General features: G+C 61.2%; 15 protein-coding genes. 9 read left to right on the top strand and 6 right to left on the bottom strand.

Features of this window, described 5'->3' with window-relative positions:
* Window positions 1–25: 25 nt before the first annotated feature.
* Window positions 26–298 (bottom strand): hypothetical protein, encoded by a 273-nt coding sequence (locus tag ACNPN0_RS04090; protein ID WP_448937283.1) that lies wholly within the window; start codon window positions 296–298, stop codon window positions 26–28.
* A gap of 189 nt (window positions 299–487) precedes the next feature.
* Here ACNPN0_RS04090 and ACNPN0_RS04085 point away from each other — a divergent pair, with 189 nt between their 5' ends.
* Window positions 488–1,777, top strand: coding sequence for an AI-2E family transporter (locus tag ACNPN0_RS04085; RefSeq protein WP_434690687.1), 1,290 nt, complete (start codon window positions 488–490; stop codon window positions 1,775–1,777).
* A 352-nt stretch (window positions 1,778–2,129) separates the two neighbouring features.
* The gene (locus ACNPN0_RS04080) at window positions 2,130–2,336 is read left to right on the top strand and encodes a hypothetical protein (RefSeq protein ID WP_402473329.1); all 207 of its coding nucleotides are present in this window, start codon (window positions 2,130–2,132) and stop codon (window positions 2,334–2,336) included.
* A 63-nt stretch (window positions 2,337–2,399) separates the two neighbouring features.
* On the opposite strand, the gene ndk is transcribed toward ACNPN0_RS04080, so the two are convergent.
* Genes ndk through ileS form a run of 4 tightly spaced genes read right to left on the bottom strand, consistent with a single transcriptional unit; the run spans window position 2,400 to window position 7,903 of the window.
* Window positions 2,400–2,816, bottom strand: coding sequence for a nucleoside-diphosphate kinase (ndk, locus tag ACNPN0_RS04075; RefSeq protein WP_434690689.1), 417 nt, complete (start codon window positions 2,814–2,816; stop codon window positions 2,400–2,402).
* 40 nt (window positions 2,817–2,856) lie between these two features.
* On the bottom strand, window positions 2,857–3,291 hold the full coding sequence (locus tag ACNPN0_RS04070) for a DUF4233 domain-containing protein (RefSeq protein WP_434690691.1): 435 nt from the start codon (window positions 3,289–3,291) through the stop codon (window positions 2,857–2,859).
* Window positions 3,291–4,586: a glutamate ligase domain-containing protein gene (locus ACNPN0_RS04065; protein ID WP_434691325.1), complete on the bottom strand. Its 1,296-nt coding sequence runs from the start codon at window positions 4,584–4,586 to the stop codon at window positions 3,291–3,293. The genes ACNPN0_RS04070 and ACNPN0_RS04065 overlap by 1 nt, the downstream gene beginning before the upstream one ends.
* Before the next feature lie 56 nt (window positions 4,587–4,642).
* Window positions 4,643–7,903 (bottom strand): isoleucine--tRNA ligase, encoded by a 3,261-nt coding sequence (gene ileS, locus ACNPN0_RS04060; protein ID WP_434690693.1) that lies wholly within the window; start codon window positions 7,901–7,903, stop codon window positions 4,643–4,645.
* Between the two features lie 428 nt (window positions 7,904–8,331).
* Here ileS and helR point away from each other — a divergent pair, with 428 nt between their 5' ends.
* From helR to ACNPN0_RS04025, 7 genes are all read left to right on the top strand, one after another.
* Window positions 8,332–10,491 carry an RNA polymerase recycling motor ATPase HelR gene (gene helR, locus ACNPN0_RS04055; protein WP_434690695.1) on the top strand — a complete coding sequence of 720 codons (2,160 nt, stop codon included), beginning with the start codon at window positions 8,332–8,334 and terminating at the stop codon, window positions 10,489–10,491.
* Window positions 10,492–10,521: 30 nt separating this feature from the next.
* The gene (locus ACNPN0_RS04050) at window positions 10,522–11,769 is read left to right on the top strand and encodes a histidine kinase (RefSeq protein ID WP_434690698.1); all 1,248 of its coding nucleotides are present in this window, start codon (window positions 10,522–10,524) and stop codon (window positions 11,767–11,769) included.
* Entirely contained in the window at window positions 11,766–12,383 is a 618-nt protein-coding gene (locus ACNPN0_RS04045; RefSeq protein ID WP_434690700.1) for a response regulator, read from the top strand. The genes ACNPN0_RS04050 and ACNPN0_RS04045 overlap by 4 nt, the downstream gene beginning before the upstream one ends.
* Before the next feature lie 112 nt (window positions 12,384–12,495).
* Window positions 12,496–14,598: an MMPL family transporter gene (locus ACNPN0_RS04040; RefSeq protein WP_434690703.1), complete on the top strand. Its 2,103-nt coding sequence runs from the start codon at window positions 12,496–12,498 to the stop codon at window positions 14,596–14,598.
* Window positions 14,591–15,034, top strand: a complete 444-nt coding sequence (locus ACNPN0_RS04035) for a DUF2871 domain-containing protein (protein ID WP_105658480.1) — start codon at window positions 14,591–14,593, stop codon at window positions 15,032–15,034. Before ACNPN0_RS04040 ends, ACNPN0_RS04035 begins: the two co-directional genes overlap by 8 nt.
* A gap of 176 nt (window positions 15,035–15,210) precedes the next feature.
* On the top strand, window positions 15,211–15,336 hold the full coding sequence (locus ACNPN0_RS04030) for a hypothetical protein (RefSeq protein ID WP_434690706.1): 126 nt from the start codon (window positions 15,211–15,213) through the stop codon (window positions 15,334–15,336).
* Window positions 15,337–15,473: 137 nt separating this feature from the next.
* A complete protein-coding gene (locus ACNPN0_RS04025) occupies window positions 15,474–15,755 on the top strand; it encodes a BRCT domain-containing protein (protein ID WP_434690708.1) in 282 nt (93 codons plus the stop codon).
* Window positions 15,756–15,845: 90 nt separating this feature from the next.
* Here ACNPN0_RS04025 and ACNPN0_RS04020 read toward each other — a convergent pair whose 3' ends face one another.
* Window positions 15,846–17,300: an FAD-dependent oxidoreductase gene (locus tag ACNPN0_RS04020; RefSeq protein ID WP_434690711.1), complete on the bottom strand. Its 1,455-nt coding sequence runs from the start codon at window positions 17,298–17,300 to the stop codon at window positions 15,846–15,848.
* Between the last annotated feature and the right edge of the window lie 8 nt (window positions 17,301–17,308).

Here is a 17,308-nt window from a genome sequence, read left to right as displayed (position 1 = left end):
CCCCCCCCAGCTCTGTTGCGTCAGTTCACTTCTGGACCAGACCCGCATAATCGGTCTGATAGCCCGTTACCGGCTGGTGAGGGATTTCTTCCCAGCGTTCTGGATCTTCTTGCTGGACTTCGCCCGATGCCATTCCGAGCAGCAATTCCTTGAGCGCAAGAACATTTTGGCGAATCAACTTGCCGCAGGACTTCTGACCGAGGCTTCCGTCACTGCTATTTCCACTGGTTTCAAAGAAGACCACCGGGTTTCGATGCCCATCGGCATTGAGCCCCCGGTAGTTCAAGCCCAGCATCATTGCAGAGACGACGCCGCAGGAATGCCGAAGAAATCAGCCCGTGGGTGCACGAATCAATGCCTTCGGGCACGAAAACGGGATAGTGGCCAGTGCGAACGCCAAAAAATCAGCATTTCGGTGTTGCCTTGGGACCTTGTCAAGTCGTTAGCCTATTGTTAGAGCTATCAGAACCAGCTACAAGGAGCGACTATGGCTTTTTTCCGTAAGGTCAGGCCCGCCGCGTTGTTGAAAAAGCAACCTCAGGACGACAAGCCGACACCCGCCGAGCACCACCGTGTTCCGGCCAAGGACGCCAAACCAGATTTCACGGTCACCAGCCTGTGGACCGACTTGCTAGGACGCCTAGGCATTCGAAGCGCCCAGCTGCTGGTAGTTGGCGCGCTGGCAACATTCCTCATCATCGGCATGCTCCGCTTGACCATGATCGTGATCCCCACGTTGCTGGCCGTCATCATTTCCTGTGCGTTGTGGCCCCTGGTGGTCAAGCTGCGCAAGTTTGTTTCCCCGATGCTGGCAGCATGGATCGTTTTCCTCGGGTCCCTATTGGTCCTCGGAGGCATCGGCACCGGCCTGGTCTTCTCGGTCATCAAGGAATGGCCAAAGCTCGTTGACCAAGCTGTTGAAGGCTTCAACCAGCTCAATGACATGGTTCAGGGCTTCATCGGCACGATGCCTTTCAGCGTCGACCAGAGCCAGATCGATAATGTTGTCGAAACAGTAACCGGCTTCTTGACCAGTTCCCAGTTCGGCACCGGCGCCTTGAACACGCTGAGCGCAGCAGGCAGCTTCGTGACCGGCTTGGTCCTGCTGCTGGTGATCCTGTTCTTCTTCCTGAAGGACGGCGACAAGATCTGGGCCTTTGCCGTGTCGTGGACTCCACGCCACTACCGCAACAAGTGGATTCTTTCCGGCGACCGCGCGCTGCGCACCTTCGGCGGCTACATCCGCGGTACTGCCACCGTGGCCGCGGTGGATGCTCTGGGCATCACCGCGACACTGCTGATCGTGCAGGTTCCACTGGCCATCCCGCTAGGCGTCATCGTCTTCCTCGGCTCCTTCGTGCCGATGGTAGGTGCCACCGTTGCCGGCATCCTGGCCACGCTGATTGCATTGGTAACCAACGGACCTGTGGTGGCGCTGATCGTGCTGGCTGCGGTAATCTTGGTGAACCAGCTGGAGGGCAACTTCCTGCAGCCGGTCGTCATGGCCAACGCCCTGAGCCTGCATGCACTGGTCGTGCTGATGGCACTGACCGCAGGCACCGTCCTGGCGGGCATCGTTGGCGCCGTCCTGGCGGTGCCACTGGTGGCCGCTTCATGGGCGGTAATCAAGGTATGGACCGGGCGCGACAAATCCGATGCGGTGGCTGAAGCCAGCGAGGACATCAAGTCTGAAGTCGAGATCAGCGAAGAGCAAGCGGCTTTCGACAAACTCGAAGCCAAGGAACAGCACCAGGAATCCCTCAAGGACTCCGAGTAGCTGTTGCGGCTGGGGCGCTCCTGCACGTCAGGGGCGCCCTTCCTTTTGCCACTTAAATGCTCTTGATCGAATTATTTCCAATTAATTCTCAAAGAGTTCACGCCCTCATCCAGCCCCGGCTTCCCGGGGTTTTCACGCTGGGGACAAGACCGGTGGACCGGATCCCGCGTTGCCGTGGATGTGGTTTGTGTGTTTAATGTGACTGAAGTGATGGAAGTGGAGCGACGCGGGATGCGCAATCGCCTTGAGAAGTTTTGCTGCATGTCTTCGTTTTCCCCAACAGGGAAAACCCGCGCCACGCTTCGCCCGCAATCAATGCGCTAACGCGCACTGAAGACTGGGAGGTATCCACGTGCTGGAATTCAGCAATGACGGAGCAGATAAGTATCTTTCGCACATAGTCGGCCCTATCACCGACCACCACCAGGTGGTCAGGATCGGTGCTGCAGAGCAACTGCCGCTCGACTCGACCGCACAGGCGCTCGGAAGTTCGGTGCAGCAGGCAGCTAGCCCGCAAGGAGCTATGCTCGCCCGGGACAGTTTGGATGACTGGTTCTAGGACCCGCTTCCAGGCATGAAAAATCCCGGCAGTTTCCAGCTGCCGGGATTTTCGCGTTTCGACCTACTTGCCGAACCAGATGCCGATCTCGCGCTCGGCGGACTCGACGGAGTCCGAGCCGTGGACCAGGTTCTGCTGGACCTTCAGGCCCCAGTCGCGGCCGAAGTCGCCACGGATGGTGCCTGGAGCTGCGGTGGTCGGGTCGGTGGTGCCAGCCAGCGAACGGAAGCCGGGGATAACGCCCTGGCCTTCAGCCACGATCGCCACCACTGGACCGGAGAGCATGAACTCAACCAGCGGCTCGTAGAATGGCTTGCCTTCGTGCTCTGCATAGTGCTCGGCGAGCAGCTCGCGAGTAGCTTCCAGCTGCTGCAGCTTGGCAATGGTGTAGCCCTTGGCTTCAATGCGGGCAAGGATCTGTCCGGCCAGACCGCGCTTGACGCCATCTGGCTTGACCAGGATCAGGGTACGTTCAGTCATGTGACTACCTCTTCGTATCGTTGATGTACTTCTTAGGTTCTCAGGCTTGCTCGGGGTTCGCTTTTTCCCAGGCTTCTTGGGCGGCCGCGCGGCGCTTGTTCACTGCGTCGATTTCGCCGCCCTTGTTCAGCGCATACCACCAGCACAGGGCGAAGGCCGCTGCGAGGTAGAACATGTCCGGCAGGATGAAGCCGCACAGGAAGAACACTACCTGCAGGATCCAGCCGATGATGTAGCCGATCTTCTTGCCCAGCAGGGCGCAGTTGAAGATGCACAGCAGCGCCACGGCGCCTCCGAGGCTGAGCACGACCACCGGTTCTCCGCCACGCTTGAGCCCGAAGGCCGCCAGGGTGACGAACACCGCCAGCAGCGCCTCGCAGACCAGCACGGTTGATGCGAACATCATTTTCGTGGAGCGCTGCTTCTTCTTCATCCCAGGACGCCACTCGCGCTGGGCACGGGTGAGTTTAGCCATCAGGATTCGCCTCCCTTGAGCAACAGTGAAATCTCGCCCACCAGTGTAATCGAACCGGTCACCAGCACGCCGCCGGACAAGTCGTTGCCTGCCTCGGCGCGGCCCACCGACCACTCGATGGCATCTTCCAGGTCCTCGGTGACGTGGATGTCCTCTTCCGGCCAGCCAGCGTCGATCGCCATGGTGGACAGTTCGCCGGCCGGGATGGCCCGCGGCGAGGACGACTGGGTGATGCAGATGTCCTCAACCATGTCACCGTACTGCTCGCGCATGGTGTAGAGCATTGCTTCGGCGTCCTTCTCCTGCAAGATGCCAACCATCAGCACCAGGCGGGTGAAGCCGAAGGATTCCTTGATCGCCTCTGCGGTGACGCGGATGCCATCCGGGTTGTGGCCGGCATCCACCAGGATGCTCGGTGCCGCGCGGACCAGTTCCAGGCGGCCCGGGCTGGTGGCGGCCGCGAAGCCGTCGCGGACCAGATCGGCATTCAGCTCGCGCTGGCCGCCGCCCAGGAAGGCTTCCACCGCAGCCAAGGCCACGGTGGCGTTCTGCGCCTGGTGGGCACCGAACAACGGCAGGAAGATCTCGTCGTAGCGTGCTGCTTGGCCCTGGATGGACAGCAGCTGCCCGCCCACGCCATGCTGGCGTTCCAGGAGCTTGAAGTCCAGGCTGTCGAAAGCTGCCGGCACCTCAAGCTCGCGGGCGCGAGCCAGCAGCACATCGGCGGCATCCACCGGCTGCACCGAAGAGACCAGGTAGCCGCCGGGCTTGAGGATGCCGACCTTTTCTTCGGCAATCTCGCCCGGGGTATCCCCCAGCAGGTCGGTGTGGTCCAAGGAGATCGGGGTGATCACCGAAACGTCGGCATCTGCCACGTTGGTGGCGTCGGTGATGCCGCCCAGGCCGACTTCGAGCACCACGACATCCACCGGAACCTCGGCGAAAACCGCGAAGGCCAGGATGGTGACAGCTTCGAAGTAGGTCAGCTTGTTTTCGCCGCGCTCGACGAGCTCGGTGTCCACGATCTGAAGGAACGGGCTGATTTCATCCCACACGCGCACGAAGGTCTCGTCGTCTACCGGGGCACCGTCAATGGCGATGCGCTCGGTGACCGAGATCAGGTGCGGCGAGGAGTAGCGGCCGGTGCGCAAGTCGTGCGCCATCAGCAGCGACTCGATCATGCGTGCCGTCGAGGTCTTGCCGTTGGTGCCGGTGATGTGGATGACCGGGCAAGCCTTGTTCGGCTCGCCGAGGATCTCCATCGCGCGGAACATCGGATCCATGCGCGGTTCCATCTTGTTTTCCGGCGCACGGGAGAGCAGTTGCGCGTAGACGCGGTCCAATTCGCTCACTAGTTGGCCTCGACTTTTCCAGAATCCAGCTTGGCCACGGTGACCTGCTCGCCATCCACCGAATCATCGGCGACAAGTTCCAGCTGCGCGGTCAGGGTTTCACCTGCCACCAGCTCGCGGTTCGCTTCCAGTGCCGCGATGGCGGCCGTGCTGGCGGTGACCACGGTGCGGATGCGATCCGATACCTGCAGGTCCGCGTCCTTGCGGGCGGACTGGATGGAGCGGATCATGTCGCGTGCGGTGCCTTCGGCAGCCAGTGCCTCGGTGACCTCGGTATCCAGCACCAGGAAGCCGCCGTCGATGACTGCCGCGGCAATTTCGCCTGCTGCATCCACCACGGTGTCCAGGGTGTACTCGCCTTCGGCCAGTTCCAGGCCGCCGGCAGTGACTACACCGTCGGTGACCGACCAGTCCCCGGACTTGGCGCCCTTGATCGCCTGCTGCACGTTCTTGCCCAGGCGCGGACCGGCCGCACGGGCGTTCACTACCAGCTGCTGGCTGATGCCGTAGCTGGCGGCGTCGACGCCTTCGGCATCGATCAAGGTGACGGCCTTCAGGTTCAGCTCGTCCTTGATGATCGACGCGTAGGTGCCTTCCAGTCGGGCAGCGCCGGTGAGCACGACCTTCAGCTCGGCCAGCGGCAGGCGCACGCGCAGGTTCTTGGCCTTGCGCAGCGAGGAGCCCACGGAGCAGATCTTGCGGGTGGTTTCCATGGTTTCCAGCAACGCGGCGTCGGTTGGGAATTCGCTGGCTTCTGGCCAGTCCTCCAGGTGCACCGAACGTTCGCCGGTCAGCCCGCGGAAGATCTCTTCGCTGGCCAGCGGCAGCAGCGAAGCGGTGACCTTCACCAGGGTTTCCAGCGCGGTGTACAGGGTGTCGAAGGCCTGGGTGTCTTCATCGAAGAAACGCTGGCGCGAACGGCGCACGTACCAGTTGGTCAGGGTGTCCATGTACTGGCGTACGGCCTCGGTAGCATCGGAGACCTCGTAGGAATCCAGTGCCTCGGTGACTTCGCGCACCAGCTGGCCCGTGGCGGCCAGCATGTACTGGTCCAGCGGGTCGGTGGAGTCCATCGAGCGCTTGGCCTCGTAGCCGGCCCCGTTGTTGGCGGAGTTGGTGTAGAGGTTGAAGAAGTGCCAGACGTTCCACAGCGGCAGCAGCACCTGGCGCACGCCATCGCGGATGCCCTGTTCGGTCACGACCAGGTTGCCGCCGCGCAGGATCGGCGAGGCCATCAGGAACCAGCGCATGGCATCGGAGCCGTCGCGGTCCAGGACCTCGGTGACATCCGGGTAGTTGCGCAGGGACTTGGACATCTTCTGCCCGTCCGAGCCCAGCACGATGCCGTGGGAGATCACGTTGGTGTAGGCCGGGCGGTCGAAGAGCGCGGTGGAGAGCACGTGCATGGTGTAGAACCAGCCGCGGGTCTGTCCGATGTACTCAACGATGAAGTCCGCCGGGTGGTGGCCGGAATCGAACCATTCCTGGTTGTTGAACGGGTAGTGCACCTGGGCGTACGGCATCGAGCCGGAGTCGAACCAGACATCGAGCACGTCTTCCACGCGCTTGAGGGTGCCGGATTCGGCGCAGCCCTCATGGGCCTTGGTCAGCTCGTCGATGAATGGGCGGTGCAGGTCAGGCTGGCCTTCGTGGTTGACCGGCATGCGGCCGAAGAAGTCCTGCATTTCCTGCAGCGAGCCGAAGACCTCGCGGTGCTCGCATTCGGCACCGGTGCATTCCCACACCGGGATCGGCGAACCCCAGTAGCGGTTGCGCGAGATGGACCAGTCGCGGGCGTTTTCCAGCCACTTGCCGAACTGGCCGTGCTTGACGTTGCCCGGGATCCAGTTGATCTGCTCGTTCAGCTCGACCATGCGGTCCTTGAACTTGGAGACCTCGACGTACCACGAGGAGATCGCGCGGTAGATCAGCGGGGTGCGGCAGCGCCAGCAATGCGGGTAGGAGTGCTCGTAGGAGGCCTGCTTGACCAGCTTGGCCTCGTCCTTGAGCACATTGGTGATGGTCTTGTTGGCGTCGAAGACCTGCACGCCGGCGATCTCGGCCAGCGGGCCGTTGCCGAAGACCGGCAGGAACTTGGCGCCCTCGTCTACCGAGAGGATCACCGGGATGCCGTGCTCTTCGCAGACCTTCTGGTCATCCTCGCCGTAGGCCGGAGCCTGGTGCACGATGCCGGTGCCGTCGGCCACGGTGACGTAGTCGGCGGTGAGAATCTGCCAGGCGTTTTCGGTGCCGTACTTCTCGGTGTCGGTGTAGGTGTCCCACAGCGGCTGGTAGCGCACGCCGGCAAGCTGCTCACCGGTGTAGCTGGCGGTGATGGCCGCAGCGGCTTCCTTGGCATCCTTGTAGCCCAGGTCCTTGGCGTAGGAGCCGAGCAGGTCGCGGGCCAGCAGGAATGGCCCGGCGGCGGCCGAAGCCTTCACGCCGGCCTCGCCTGCAGGAACCACGACGTAGTCGATCGCCGGGTGCACGGCCAGTGCGGCGTTGGTTGGCAGGGTCCACGGGGTGGTGGTCCACGCCAGGGCCTGCACGCCGGCAAGTGCCTTGGAGGCTTCGGTTTCACCGGCAAGGATGGTGAAGCCCACGGTGACGGTCTGGTCCTGGCGGTTCTTGTAGACGTCGTCGTCCATGCGCAGCTCGTGGTTGGACAACGGGGTCTCGTCCTTCCAGCAGTACGGAAGCACGCGGAAGCCCTTGTAGGTCAGGTCCTTGTCCGAAAGCTGCTTGAAGGCCCAGATGACCGATTCCATGAACTCGACGTTCAGGGTCTTGTAGTCGTTTTCGAAGTCGACCCAGCGAGCCTGGCGGTTCACGTACTGCTTCCACTCATCGGCATACTTCATCACCGAGGTGCGGCAGGCGTCGTTGAACTTGTCGATGCCCATGGCTTCGATCTGCTTCTTGTCGGTCATGCCCAGCTGCTTCATGGCTTCCAGCTCGGCTGGCAGGCCGTGGGTGTCCCAGCCGAAGCGGCGCTCCACGCGCTTGCCGCGCTGGGTCTGGTAGCGCGCTACCAGGTCCTTGACGTAGCCGGTGAGCAGGTGGCCGTAGTGCGGCAGGCCGTTGGCGAAGGGAGGGCCATCGTAGAAGACGAATTCTTCGCCCTCGCGCTGGTCAATGGAGGCCTGGAAAGTGTCGTCGTTCTTCCAGTATTCGAGGACGCGCTTCTCAAGATCTGGGAATCGCGGTGAAGCCGGGGTCGAACCGGTTGGGTCTGTAGTGACCTTCGGGTAGAAGCTCATCGAATGGGCCGTCCTTCAAGCGTAGGGTCGATAAATCCTTGCCTACGAGGACGGCACGAATGCCGCGGTACCACCCCGCTTATCCCCCAACGCAATGATGGGGAATCGCTTATCTTCAGCTGTGACGGGCTGGTCCCGTTCGGTTCTACTTGGCGTTCATGATGCCCGCGGTTCTTCCGAAGACTCACCGGTGATAGCCGGATCAAAGTCGCAGTCCTTATATCCTACCGCGTGATGCCCCAGCTGAAAATTCCCGGCAGCCTTCGAAATGCAAGTGAGCGCAGGCTCACAGTACGCAGCTGGAAAACCGAAAACGGCATTCCCTGCATTTTCAGGATAGCGCGCCCAGGGGGCCTTGCCGCAAGGCCCCGCATAGGGTCCATAATCAATATCTTCCCCACGAGAACTAGCCAGACCAGGGAGCCCGCGTGCCTGCCAACATCGCAAACACCAGCTATTTCGATGCCATCGAGCACAGTCCAGCACCGGAGAACTCGGCCGAGACTGCCCAGGACCAGCAACGGCTCTGCGAAATTGCCCAACGGGTTGGGCAGCTTCGATCCGAAATCATGGAGCGCATTGCCCGACGAGGACAAGACCAGGCCGGCGTGCTGCAGCAATCCCTTGAACGCGATGTTGAACTCAGCGAATTAGCACAGCGGCTGCGCCAGCTGGACCGCATGGGTCCCTACGCCTGCTTAGGCTTCATGGAAATAGCCGGGACCGGCGAGCGCCTATACATTGGCCGCAGTGGCTTGAGCGACGACCAGGGCAAGCAGCTGCTGCTTGATTGGCGAGCCCCGGCAGCAGAACCATTCTTCGCCGCCACCCATGAGAAGGACCATGGGTTGGCCATGAGACGCCGCTACCGTTGGCGCCGGCAACGCATCTGCGACTATTGGGATGAAGTGTTTGATTCCTCCCAGCTGGCTTCCCACGCCCGCCTGGATGACCACTCTTCATTTCTCGCTTCCCTTGGCAGCAAGCGTTCACCAAAAATGCAGGACGTGCTCGCAACTATCCAGTCGGACCAGGACGCGATCATCCGGAGAAGCTCGCAAGGCGCGCTGGTGGTTGATGGCGGGCCGGGTACCGGCAAGACGGTGGTCGCCCTGCATCGAGCCGCCTATTTGCTGCATGCGGATCCACGGCTTCAACGCCAGGGCGGCAAGGTTTTGGTGGTAAGCCCGCACGAGGCCTATAGCTCCTATGTCGCTGACATTCTTCCGAATCTCGGCGAGGACGAGGTGCTCATTTCAACGCTTTCGAACATAGTTTCGATTGGCGATGATTTGCCCTCGGAACCGGATCACGGAGTCCACCGCATTAAATCCAGTCTGGCAATGCTGGATGCAGTCAAGAGGGCCGTGCAGGTCTTTGAAGAGCCTCCCTCCGTTGACGTTCAAATCGACTTTGGGGAAGCTCAAGCCACCCTGACAACGCAACTGTGGCGCACTGCGGTCACCATGATTGGCGAAGCAACGCCGCACAATGAAGCACGCATCGAATTGCGTGATGCCCTCATTGATCAATTGCTCCCCCAAGCCCTCAGAGGCGAAGACACGAAGCCACTGCCGCGCTCGGAGTGGGAGAGAAATCCAGCACTGAATGGGTTGCTAGATGAGCACTGGCCTGCCCTGGATCCATGCAAGCTGCTGCGGGCGCTCTGTTCAACCCCGGAGCTGCTTCGCTACAGCGGCAGAGACCTTAGCAACGAAGAGATCGAACAGCTACTGGCAAGTTCGGCTTCTGGCCGATGGACCACGTCGGATATTCCGCTGATTGACCTTGCGCGCTTTCTCATTGGCGACCCGCACAGCGAAGCGAAACGTCGTGATGAACAGTTCAGAGTGCACGCCGAGCGTACTCGATGGAAAAACGTCGTTGATGATCTGATGGACTCGGTTGACGACAGCGAGGATCTGGCATCCCAGCTCATCCACCACGATCTCCAAGAGCAGCTTCTCGCCGGAGCTCCGGCGAACAATTTGGCCTCGCTCAATTACGACGGACCCTTTTCGCATGTCATCATCGATGAAGCCCAGGACCTGACCGATGCGCAATGGGCAATGATCCAACGCCGTTGCCCATCAGGGAGCCTGACGATTGTGGGCGATAGGGCCCAGGCCGTTCACGGCTTCAACACGACATGGGAACAGCGTTTGGCCAGGATTGGCATTCGCGGCATCTCCGTATCCTGCTTGGGGGTCAACTACCGCAGCACGGCACAGATCATGGAAGCAGCCGCAGAACAGATCCGGGCACAGATGCCCGAGGCGAACGTGCCGCGATCATTGCGCACGGATGGTGCACCGGTGCGTTATGCCCGCCTGACCGAACTGGAATTAATACTCGATGATTGGCTAGGCGAAAATGCCGAGGGCACGGCGGCAGTTATCGGGGCCTCTGGCTTCCACGACTCTGGCAGGGTCCGCTTTCTTTCGCCAGAGAACGCCAAGGGCCTGGAATTCGATCTGGTGCTCGTCTGCCAGCCACGCTCCTTCGGCACCGGATTAAGCGCAGCCGTGCGCAGATACGTGGCCATGACCAGAGCGACAGCTCAACTGGTAATACTTGCCGATCAATAACCGGCAGCAGCCTTTAGTAGGCTGGCATTCATGAGTACTTCCGAGCCGCAGTGGTTGGACACCCAGAATCAGCAGCACTCGTTGGCCTCGCCAGTGGTGCTGCGCTGGGGGCAGCACCTGGTGACGGCAATCCTGCTTGCCATCGCGCTGCTGCGACAGGTTTCAGCGCAAGGAACTGTCCTGCCCGCGATCCTCGTCTCGGTACTCTTCGCCACCTGGTACAGCCTCGGCTTCGTTTCCCGTGCCAAGAAAGGAGTCTTCGCCAAGCCCGCGTGGTGGTTGGCGCTGCTGCTAGGGATCTGGATTGCAAGCCTCTTCGTTTCCGCTGAATTCATGTGGTTGGCCTTCAGCCTGTGGCTTCTCCTGGGCCACCAGCTGCCATTTCTTCCCTCAATATTGTGGTCAGTGGTCGTCTACGCCTTTACTTTGCTCGCTCCCTACCTGCACAATGCCGAGCTCAGCATTGCCGCCATTGCCGGCCCCTTGGTCGGCGGGCTGTTCGCCTGGGGCATCTCCCGGGGCTACCTTCAGATGGAACGCGATGCCGAAGTGCGCACATCCTTGGTGGATTCCCTGGTGCGAGCCCAGCAGGAAATGGCAGACCTGCAAGGAGAATTGGCCCGCTCCCAGCATGAGGCTGGCATCGCCACCGAACGCACCCGCTTGGCCCGCGAAATCCACGACACCGTGGCCCAGCAGCTCTCCTCCATCGGATTGCATGCCAAGGCGGCAGAAGCCTCCAAAGACCCGGAGTCTGCCTCGGCGGCCCTGAGCCGCATCGATGAGCTTTCCGGGCAGGCGCTGACCGATTTGCGTCGCATCATCGCCGCCCTGGCTCCGGCAGAACTCGATTCCCAGGCGCTCGCCGGAGCCTTGGGCCGCGTCTTGGAGAATTTCAAGGCCGATTCGAAGTTGGAGACCCGATTGGATATCGAGCCGGGGCTGCCCACTTTGGATCCGAATGTGCAGATCGCGCTGCTGCGGACCACCCAATCCGCCCTGTCCAACGTGCTGCGCCATGCCCAGGCCTCCACGGTGTCGCTCAGCCTGGGGTCCAGCGGCGACGAGGTACGTTTGGATATTGTCGATGACGGCATCGGCTTCGTTCCCAATACTGGTCGCGTTCAAACCAGTACGCACACCGGAGGCTTCGGCCTCACCGCAATGAACCAGCGCCTGCGCGAACTCGGCGGCGGTTTGGATGTCGAGAGCTCACCCGGTGAAGGCACCGCCCTGTGCGCCCACCTTCCGCTTCGCTTAGCAAAGGACAACTCATGATCCGGATCCTGCTGGTCGACGACCACCCCATCGTGCGGACCGGCCTGCGCGCGCTGTTCGAGAACTACGACGACATCGTTGTCATTGGCGAGGTTTCCAGCGGCGAGGAAGCGGTGGAATTCGTCAAGGCCAACACCGTCGATGTGGTGCTCTGCGACCTGCGCCTGGGTGCCGGGATGAATGGCGCACAAACCACCGCAGCGATCCGCCAACTGGCCAAACCGCCTTATGTGCTGATCCTGACCACCTTCGACAAGGACTCAGAGCTGCTCGCTTGCATCGAAGCTGGAGCCGCCGGCTACCTGCTCAAGGATGTCAGCGCCCAGACCATCGTCGAGTCCATCCGCCAAGCCTCCGCCGGGCACATGGTCCTGGCCCCGGAGATGACCCAGCGCGTTGTCGAGGGCATGCGCCGTCCCAAAATCGAGCTCACCAAGCGCGAAAAGGACGTATTGGTCCAACTGTCTACCGGTGCCGGCAACAGGCAAATCGCCAAGGCCCTGTTCGTCTCGGAGGCGACGGTCAAAACCCACCTGGTCCACATTTTCGACAAGCTCCAAGCAACCACGCGTACCGACGCGATCAACAAGGCCAAAGACCACGGACTGCTGTAGCTGATCGACAGAATCCCGGTGACACGCCGGGGTGTGTCTCAACCTTTCGGTTGAAGTTTTATTCACCCCTTTCCACGATGGCCTGACCTGCGAAATCTCGTTAACTGGAACTATGAAAGTTCCAGTTATCCCCCGGATCGGCGATTCGCTGACCAGCCGCCGCGGAGCCCGCATTTGGGCCGCCGGCATCTTTGCAGTAGTTCTCGTTCTCTTTGGTGCGCTGAGCAGCATCCAAGCCCCAACCCGTGCGGCCAGCTCCCTGGTCGAAGGCTCCGAATCGGCACAGGTCGCCGAAATCCTGGATGCCGACACCAGCGATTCCCAGAGCTCGGCACTGCTGGTGGCCAACCGCACCGATGGCCATGCGTTGAGCAATGCCGACACCTCTGCCTTTGATGAGCAGACCGCGGCGCTAGGCCACGACGCGGAGCTTTCCGCCGGCCCCACCATGGCCAGCGAAGACCAGCAGGCAGCCATGGTTCCGCTCACCTGGGATACGGTCTCCGATTCGGCCGACCGCCAGAAGCTGGATGAGATCCGCAGCTGGATCCAGGCCCACCCCATTCAGGGGCTGGCCGTGCAGGTCACTGGTTCTACCGCCTTCGCGGTAGATATCACCAATGCCTTCGCCGGGGCGGACTTCACCCTGCTGGCCGTCACGGTGGGCATCGTGGCAGTTTTGCTGATCCTCACCTACCGTTCGCCGGTACTCTGGCTGATCCCGCTGGTCGTTGTTGCCATCGCCGATCGCAGCGCTTCGCTGGTGGCGAACCTGCTGGGCAACGCCTTCAATCTGCACTTCGACTCCGGCGTGCTCAGCGTGCTGGTCTTCGGCGCCGGCACCAACTACGCATTGCTGCTGATCTCCCGCTACCGCGATGAACTGCAGAAGAATGCTGACCACCGCCAGGCGCTGTCCAAGGCGTGGGCGGCCAGCTTCGAAGCGATCCTGACCTCCAACCTCACCGTAGTGCTGGCCCTGCTGACCTTGGGACTGGCCGTCATGGAAGATACCCGCGGGCTGGGCATCGTCTGCGCCGCTGGCTTGCTGATCGCTGCGTTCTTCGTGCTCTTTGCGCTGCCACCGATCCTGGCCTTTGCCGGGCGCAAGGCATTCTGGCCGCTGGTCCCCCGCCCGGGTCAGGAAAGCAAGAAGGAAAACTTCTTCGGACGTGCTGCTCGTGCTGTGATGACCCGTCCGGGCCTGAACCTGGCAGCATTGGCGGTCTTGCTCATGGTTCTGGCCGGAGCGCTGACCGGTACCCGTATCGGCCTGGACCAGACCCAGCAATTCCGCAACGCCACCGAGTCTTCCAGTGCCATGCAGACCCTGGCCGCGCACTTCCCCGCAGGTGAAACCCAGCCGATCACCGTGTTGGCGCAGGGAACCGATGTCCAGGTCCTGCGAGATGAATTCTCCGGAGTCGAAAACGTCAAGCGTGTTGGCGAATCCTCCCAGCTCGGCACCACGCCATGGCAGCAGTTCTCTGTCATCTCGGCTGTCGATCCCGGCTCGGCCATGGCGCAGGACCTGGTAGCGGACCTGCGCGGTGCTGCGGCAACCGGCAGTACCGGGCAGGTGCTTGTTGGCGGGCAGAGCGCCGAACAGCTTGATTCGCACCAGATGCACCTGCGCGACCTGTTCGTGATTGCCCCGCTGATCATGGTCATCTGCTTCGTGATGCTCGGCTGGCTGACCCGTTCCTGGCGAACCGCACTTGCCTTGGGTCTGGTGAATTTGCTCAGCGCGGCCGCCGCCGTCGGCTTGGGTTCCTTGGTTTCCTCGGTGGTCTTCGAGGCCAACGCCTTGGATGTCCAGGTGCCGCTGCTGGCCTTCGTCTTCTTGGTCGCCTTGGGCGTGGATTACACCATCTTCTTGACCCAGCGAGTTCGCCAAGACTCGCAGGTGCTGGCGCTGGGCGACGCAGTGGTACTGGCCGCAAGCCGCACCGGTTCGGTGATCACCAGTGCCGGGCTCGTGCTAGCAGGTGTCTTCGCGGCACTGGCAACACTGCCACTCACGGTATTGGGCCAGCTTGGCCTGATCGTCGGACTCGGCGTCCTGCTGGACACCTTCGTCGTTCGCACCCTGCTGCTCCCGGCGCTGTTCGCAGTCCTGGGCTCAGGCAAGCATCCACTCTTCGGCACAACTTCCTCCGCTGCAGAAGCAACTGCAGAACCAACCGTTCAGAAAGAAAACAAAATCAATGCGTAAGCTCGTGAATTTCTCCTTCGCCTACATGGTCCTCGGTGTAGCTTCCGGTCTTTTCTACCGTGAATTCACCAAGATGAACGGCTTCCCTGAAGGCCAGTGGACCCAGCTCTCCGTAGTCCACACCCACCTGCTGGTGCTGGGCTTCATCATCTTGCTGCTGGTGCTCCTTCTGGAAAAGGCCTTCGGCCTGAGCCAGCACCGCAAGCTCTTCGCGTGGTTCATGGGCACCTACAACGCGGGCGTGATCCTAACCGCGGGCATGCAGCTTACCCACGGCATCATGACCGTACTAGGCGTTGAGTCGTCCAAGATGATCTCGGGCATCGCGGGCCTTGGCCACATGTCGATCACCGCAGGCATGATCTTGCTGTTCATCATGCTGCGCCGCAGTGTCGGCGCCCAGAAGCCAACCCAGAAGGTTGAGCTGGCCGGCTAGCCCAGCCAAGTACCATAGCGGAACTGAAAGTCGGTCCAGACGAAGATCGTCTGGGCCGAGTTCGCTCGCGCTTCTGGCACCCACTGCCAGGACCCCAAGATTGGCCACTTGCCTAAGGATAAAATGATCCGCTGCTGCTATAGATTGAACTAACAATCTTTCTCCCAGGAGCGGTCATGAGCGACGAATTCTTTGGAAAAGCTTGCCGCCCGGTTGCCGGAATTTTCGGGCACGGCAACGGAGGAGAACTACTTGGCTGTACTGGATTTAGCTTTGATGGACCGCTACGCATCAGCCCATGAAGAAGCCCAGTTGCTCCAGACCGCCAATGAAATTGGTTTGGATAAGCACCAAGCGCTGAGATTGCACGAATCTGGCGAAAGTCATCGGACTGCTGGGACTTCCGCCGCAGCTAATCGAGGTAGCCAAGGTGGCGCCGGTGGCTTCCCAAGATCATGAACCCATCCGGGAGCCTCAGGGCAATCATCAGATCGATCTTGACGCCATGGTGGTGCTCACCGGCGATATGACTCGTCCGCGTTCGGAGATTGAAGCTCAGCTTGCGTCCGCAGGATTCACCCCTCATCGCGCGATCACCAAGAAAGTAGCCTTGCTGGTGGCCGCGGATCCTGACTCGCTCTCCGGGAAAGCCAAGAAAGCACGCGACTACTGCATCCCTGTTGTCGGCGAAGATTATCTCTGGAACACCCTGCTCAGCTGACACCTGCGCCAGGTACAGCAATGGGCGATGTCCCCCAGCAATGATTTGCCGAGGGACATCGCCCATAGTTGCTAGAGCCCGGGGTGAAACTTACAGGCTCTCAACCAATTTTTTTGCCGAAGAGAATTCCATCATCGCTTCGCGCTCTACGACCTTGACGCGGTCGCGAGTGATCTCGCCGAAGCGAGTCGAAACGGTGCCGGCTGCGGCGCCCAGTTCCTTCTCGTGCGCGTCCAAGTTCTTCCAGCCATCCCAGTTGGAGAAGTTCACGCCGCGGCTTTCGAGCAGTTCCGAGATCTTCTGGGAAGAATCCGGCTGCGCCAGCTTAGTGAGGTCTTCAAGCAAGTGGGTAATGGTCTCCAGGGCGTCGCCCTTGGTGTGGCCAATCAGCCCAATCGGGCCACGCTTGATCCAGCCAGTGGCATACAGGCCGGGAACGTGAGCGCCGGACGCGTTCAGCACGCGGCCTTCCACGTTGGGCAAAACGCCCTTGGCCCCGTCGTATTCGATGTCGTTGACTGCCGAACCGAAGTAGCCGACGGCACGGTAGATGGCCTGCAGCGGGTACTCGACGAATTCGCCGGTGCCGCGTGCGCCGCCATTTCCGTCGAGCTCGTTGCGCTCCACCTTCAAGCCGGTGACCTTGCCGTCTTCGCCCAGTACCTCGACTGGCGACTGCAGGAAGTGCAGGTGCAGGCGGCGCGAGGCGCTTGGAGCTTCTTCGCGCTCTTCCTGCTCGATCAGCCAGTTGGTCAAGGTGGAGACCATGGTCTTGGTCTGGTTATTGGTCTTCATGGCTTCATCCGAAGCCTTGTCGAATTCGAAGTCCTCTGGGTACAGGACGATGTCAACATCCTTGGAGTGCGAGAGTTCGCGCAGTTCCAGCGGGGTGAACTTCACCTGGGCCGGGCCACGACGGCCGAAGACATGCACGTCGGTGACGGCCGAGTCATTCAGCTGCTCGTAGATGTGCTCAGGGATCTCGGTTTCCAGCAGCTGGTCAGCATGCTTGGAAAGGATGCGGGCCACGTCCAGGGCAACGTTGCCGTTGCCGATGACAGCAACTTCCTTGGCGGACAGGTCCCAGTTCTTGTCAACATCTGGGTGTGCGTCATACCAGGACACGAAGTCGGCGCCGCCGAAGGACCCTTCAAGATCGACACCTGGGATGTTCAGGTCTGCGTCCTTCTGGGCACCAGTGGAGATGATCACTGCGTCGTAACGGGTATGCAGGTCTTCCAGCGAGATGTCGCGGCCCAAGCCGACGTTGCCGTAGAAGTCGATCCAGTCGTTGTCCAGCACCTTGTGCAGGGCGTTGATGATGCCCTTGATACGCGGGTGATCCGGGGAAACTCCGTAGCGGATCAGACCGAATGGCGTAGGAAGCTCGTCAAAGAGATCAACGTGCAGCTTCAGTTCACCCGATGCGACCGGCTGGCTCTTGTTGAGCAGGTCAGCGGCGTAGATGCCAGCCGGACCGGCACCAACGATGGCAACACGCAGCGCCCGGGAATGGAGGTGCTCAGGGACGATAATTTCACTCATCAAACAAC

The organism is Glutamicibacter sp. AGC84, from assembly GCF_053543575.1.
Note: the sequence above shows the minus strand (reverse complement) of the source record. Positions and strands in the feature narration are given on the sequence as shown.

What these genes read in the sequence shown, in the direction of transcription:
- ileS (WP_434690693.1), bottom strand. Translation starts at nt 7,903, where the DNA reads ATGAGCTTCTACCCGAAGGTCACTACAGACCCAACCGGTTCGACCCCG.
- ACNPN0_RS04090 (WP_448937283.1), bottom strand. Translation starts at nt 298, where the DNA reads ATGATGCTGGGCTTGAACTACCGGGGGCTCAATGCCGATGGGCATCGA.
- ACNPN0_RS04065 (WP_434691325.1), bottom strand. Translation starts at nt 4,586, where the DNA reads ATGGAACCGCGCATGGATCCGATGTTCCGCGCGATGGAGATCCTCGGC.
- ACNPN0_RS04035 (WP_105658480.1), top strand. Translation starts at nt 14,591, where the DNA reads ATGCGTAAGCTCGTGAATTTCTCCTTCGCCTACATGGTCCTCGGTGTA.
- ACNPN0_RS04020 (WP_434690711.1), bottom strand. Translation starts at nt 17,300, where the DNA reads ATGAGTGAAATTATCGTCCCTGAGCACCTCCATTCCCGGGCGCTGCGT.
- ACNPN0_RS04085 (WP_434690687.1), top strand. Translation starts at nt 488, where the DNA reads ATGGCTTTTTTCCGTAAGGTCAGGCCCGCCGCGTTGTTGAAAAAGCAA.
- ACNPN0_RS04070 (WP_434690691.1), bottom strand. Translation starts at nt 3,291, where the DNA reads ATGGCTAAACTCACCCGTGCCCAGCGCGAGTGGCGTCCTGGGATGAAG.
- ACNPN0_RS04050 (WP_434690698.1), top strand. Translation starts at nt 10,522, where the DNA reads ATGAGTACTTCCGAGCCGCAGTGGTTGGACACCCAGAATCAGCAGCAC.
- ACNPN0_RS04045 (WP_434690700.1), top strand. Translation starts at nt 11,766, where the DNA reads ATGATCCGGATCCTGCTGGTCGACGACCACCCCATCGTGCGGACCGGC.
- ACNPN0_RS04040 (WP_434690703.1), top strand. Translation starts at nt 12,496, where the DNA reads ATGAAAGTTCCAGTTATCCCCCGGATCGGCGATTCGCTGACCAGCCGC.
- ndk (WP_434690689.1), bottom strand. Translation starts at nt 2,816, where the DNA reads ATGACTGAACGTACCCTGATCCTGGTCAAGCCAGATGGCGTCAAGCGC.
- ACNPN0_RS04030 (WP_434690706.1), top strand. Translation starts at nt 15,211, where the DNA reads ATGAGCGACGAATTCTTTGGAAAAGCTTGCCGCCCGGTTGCCGGAATT.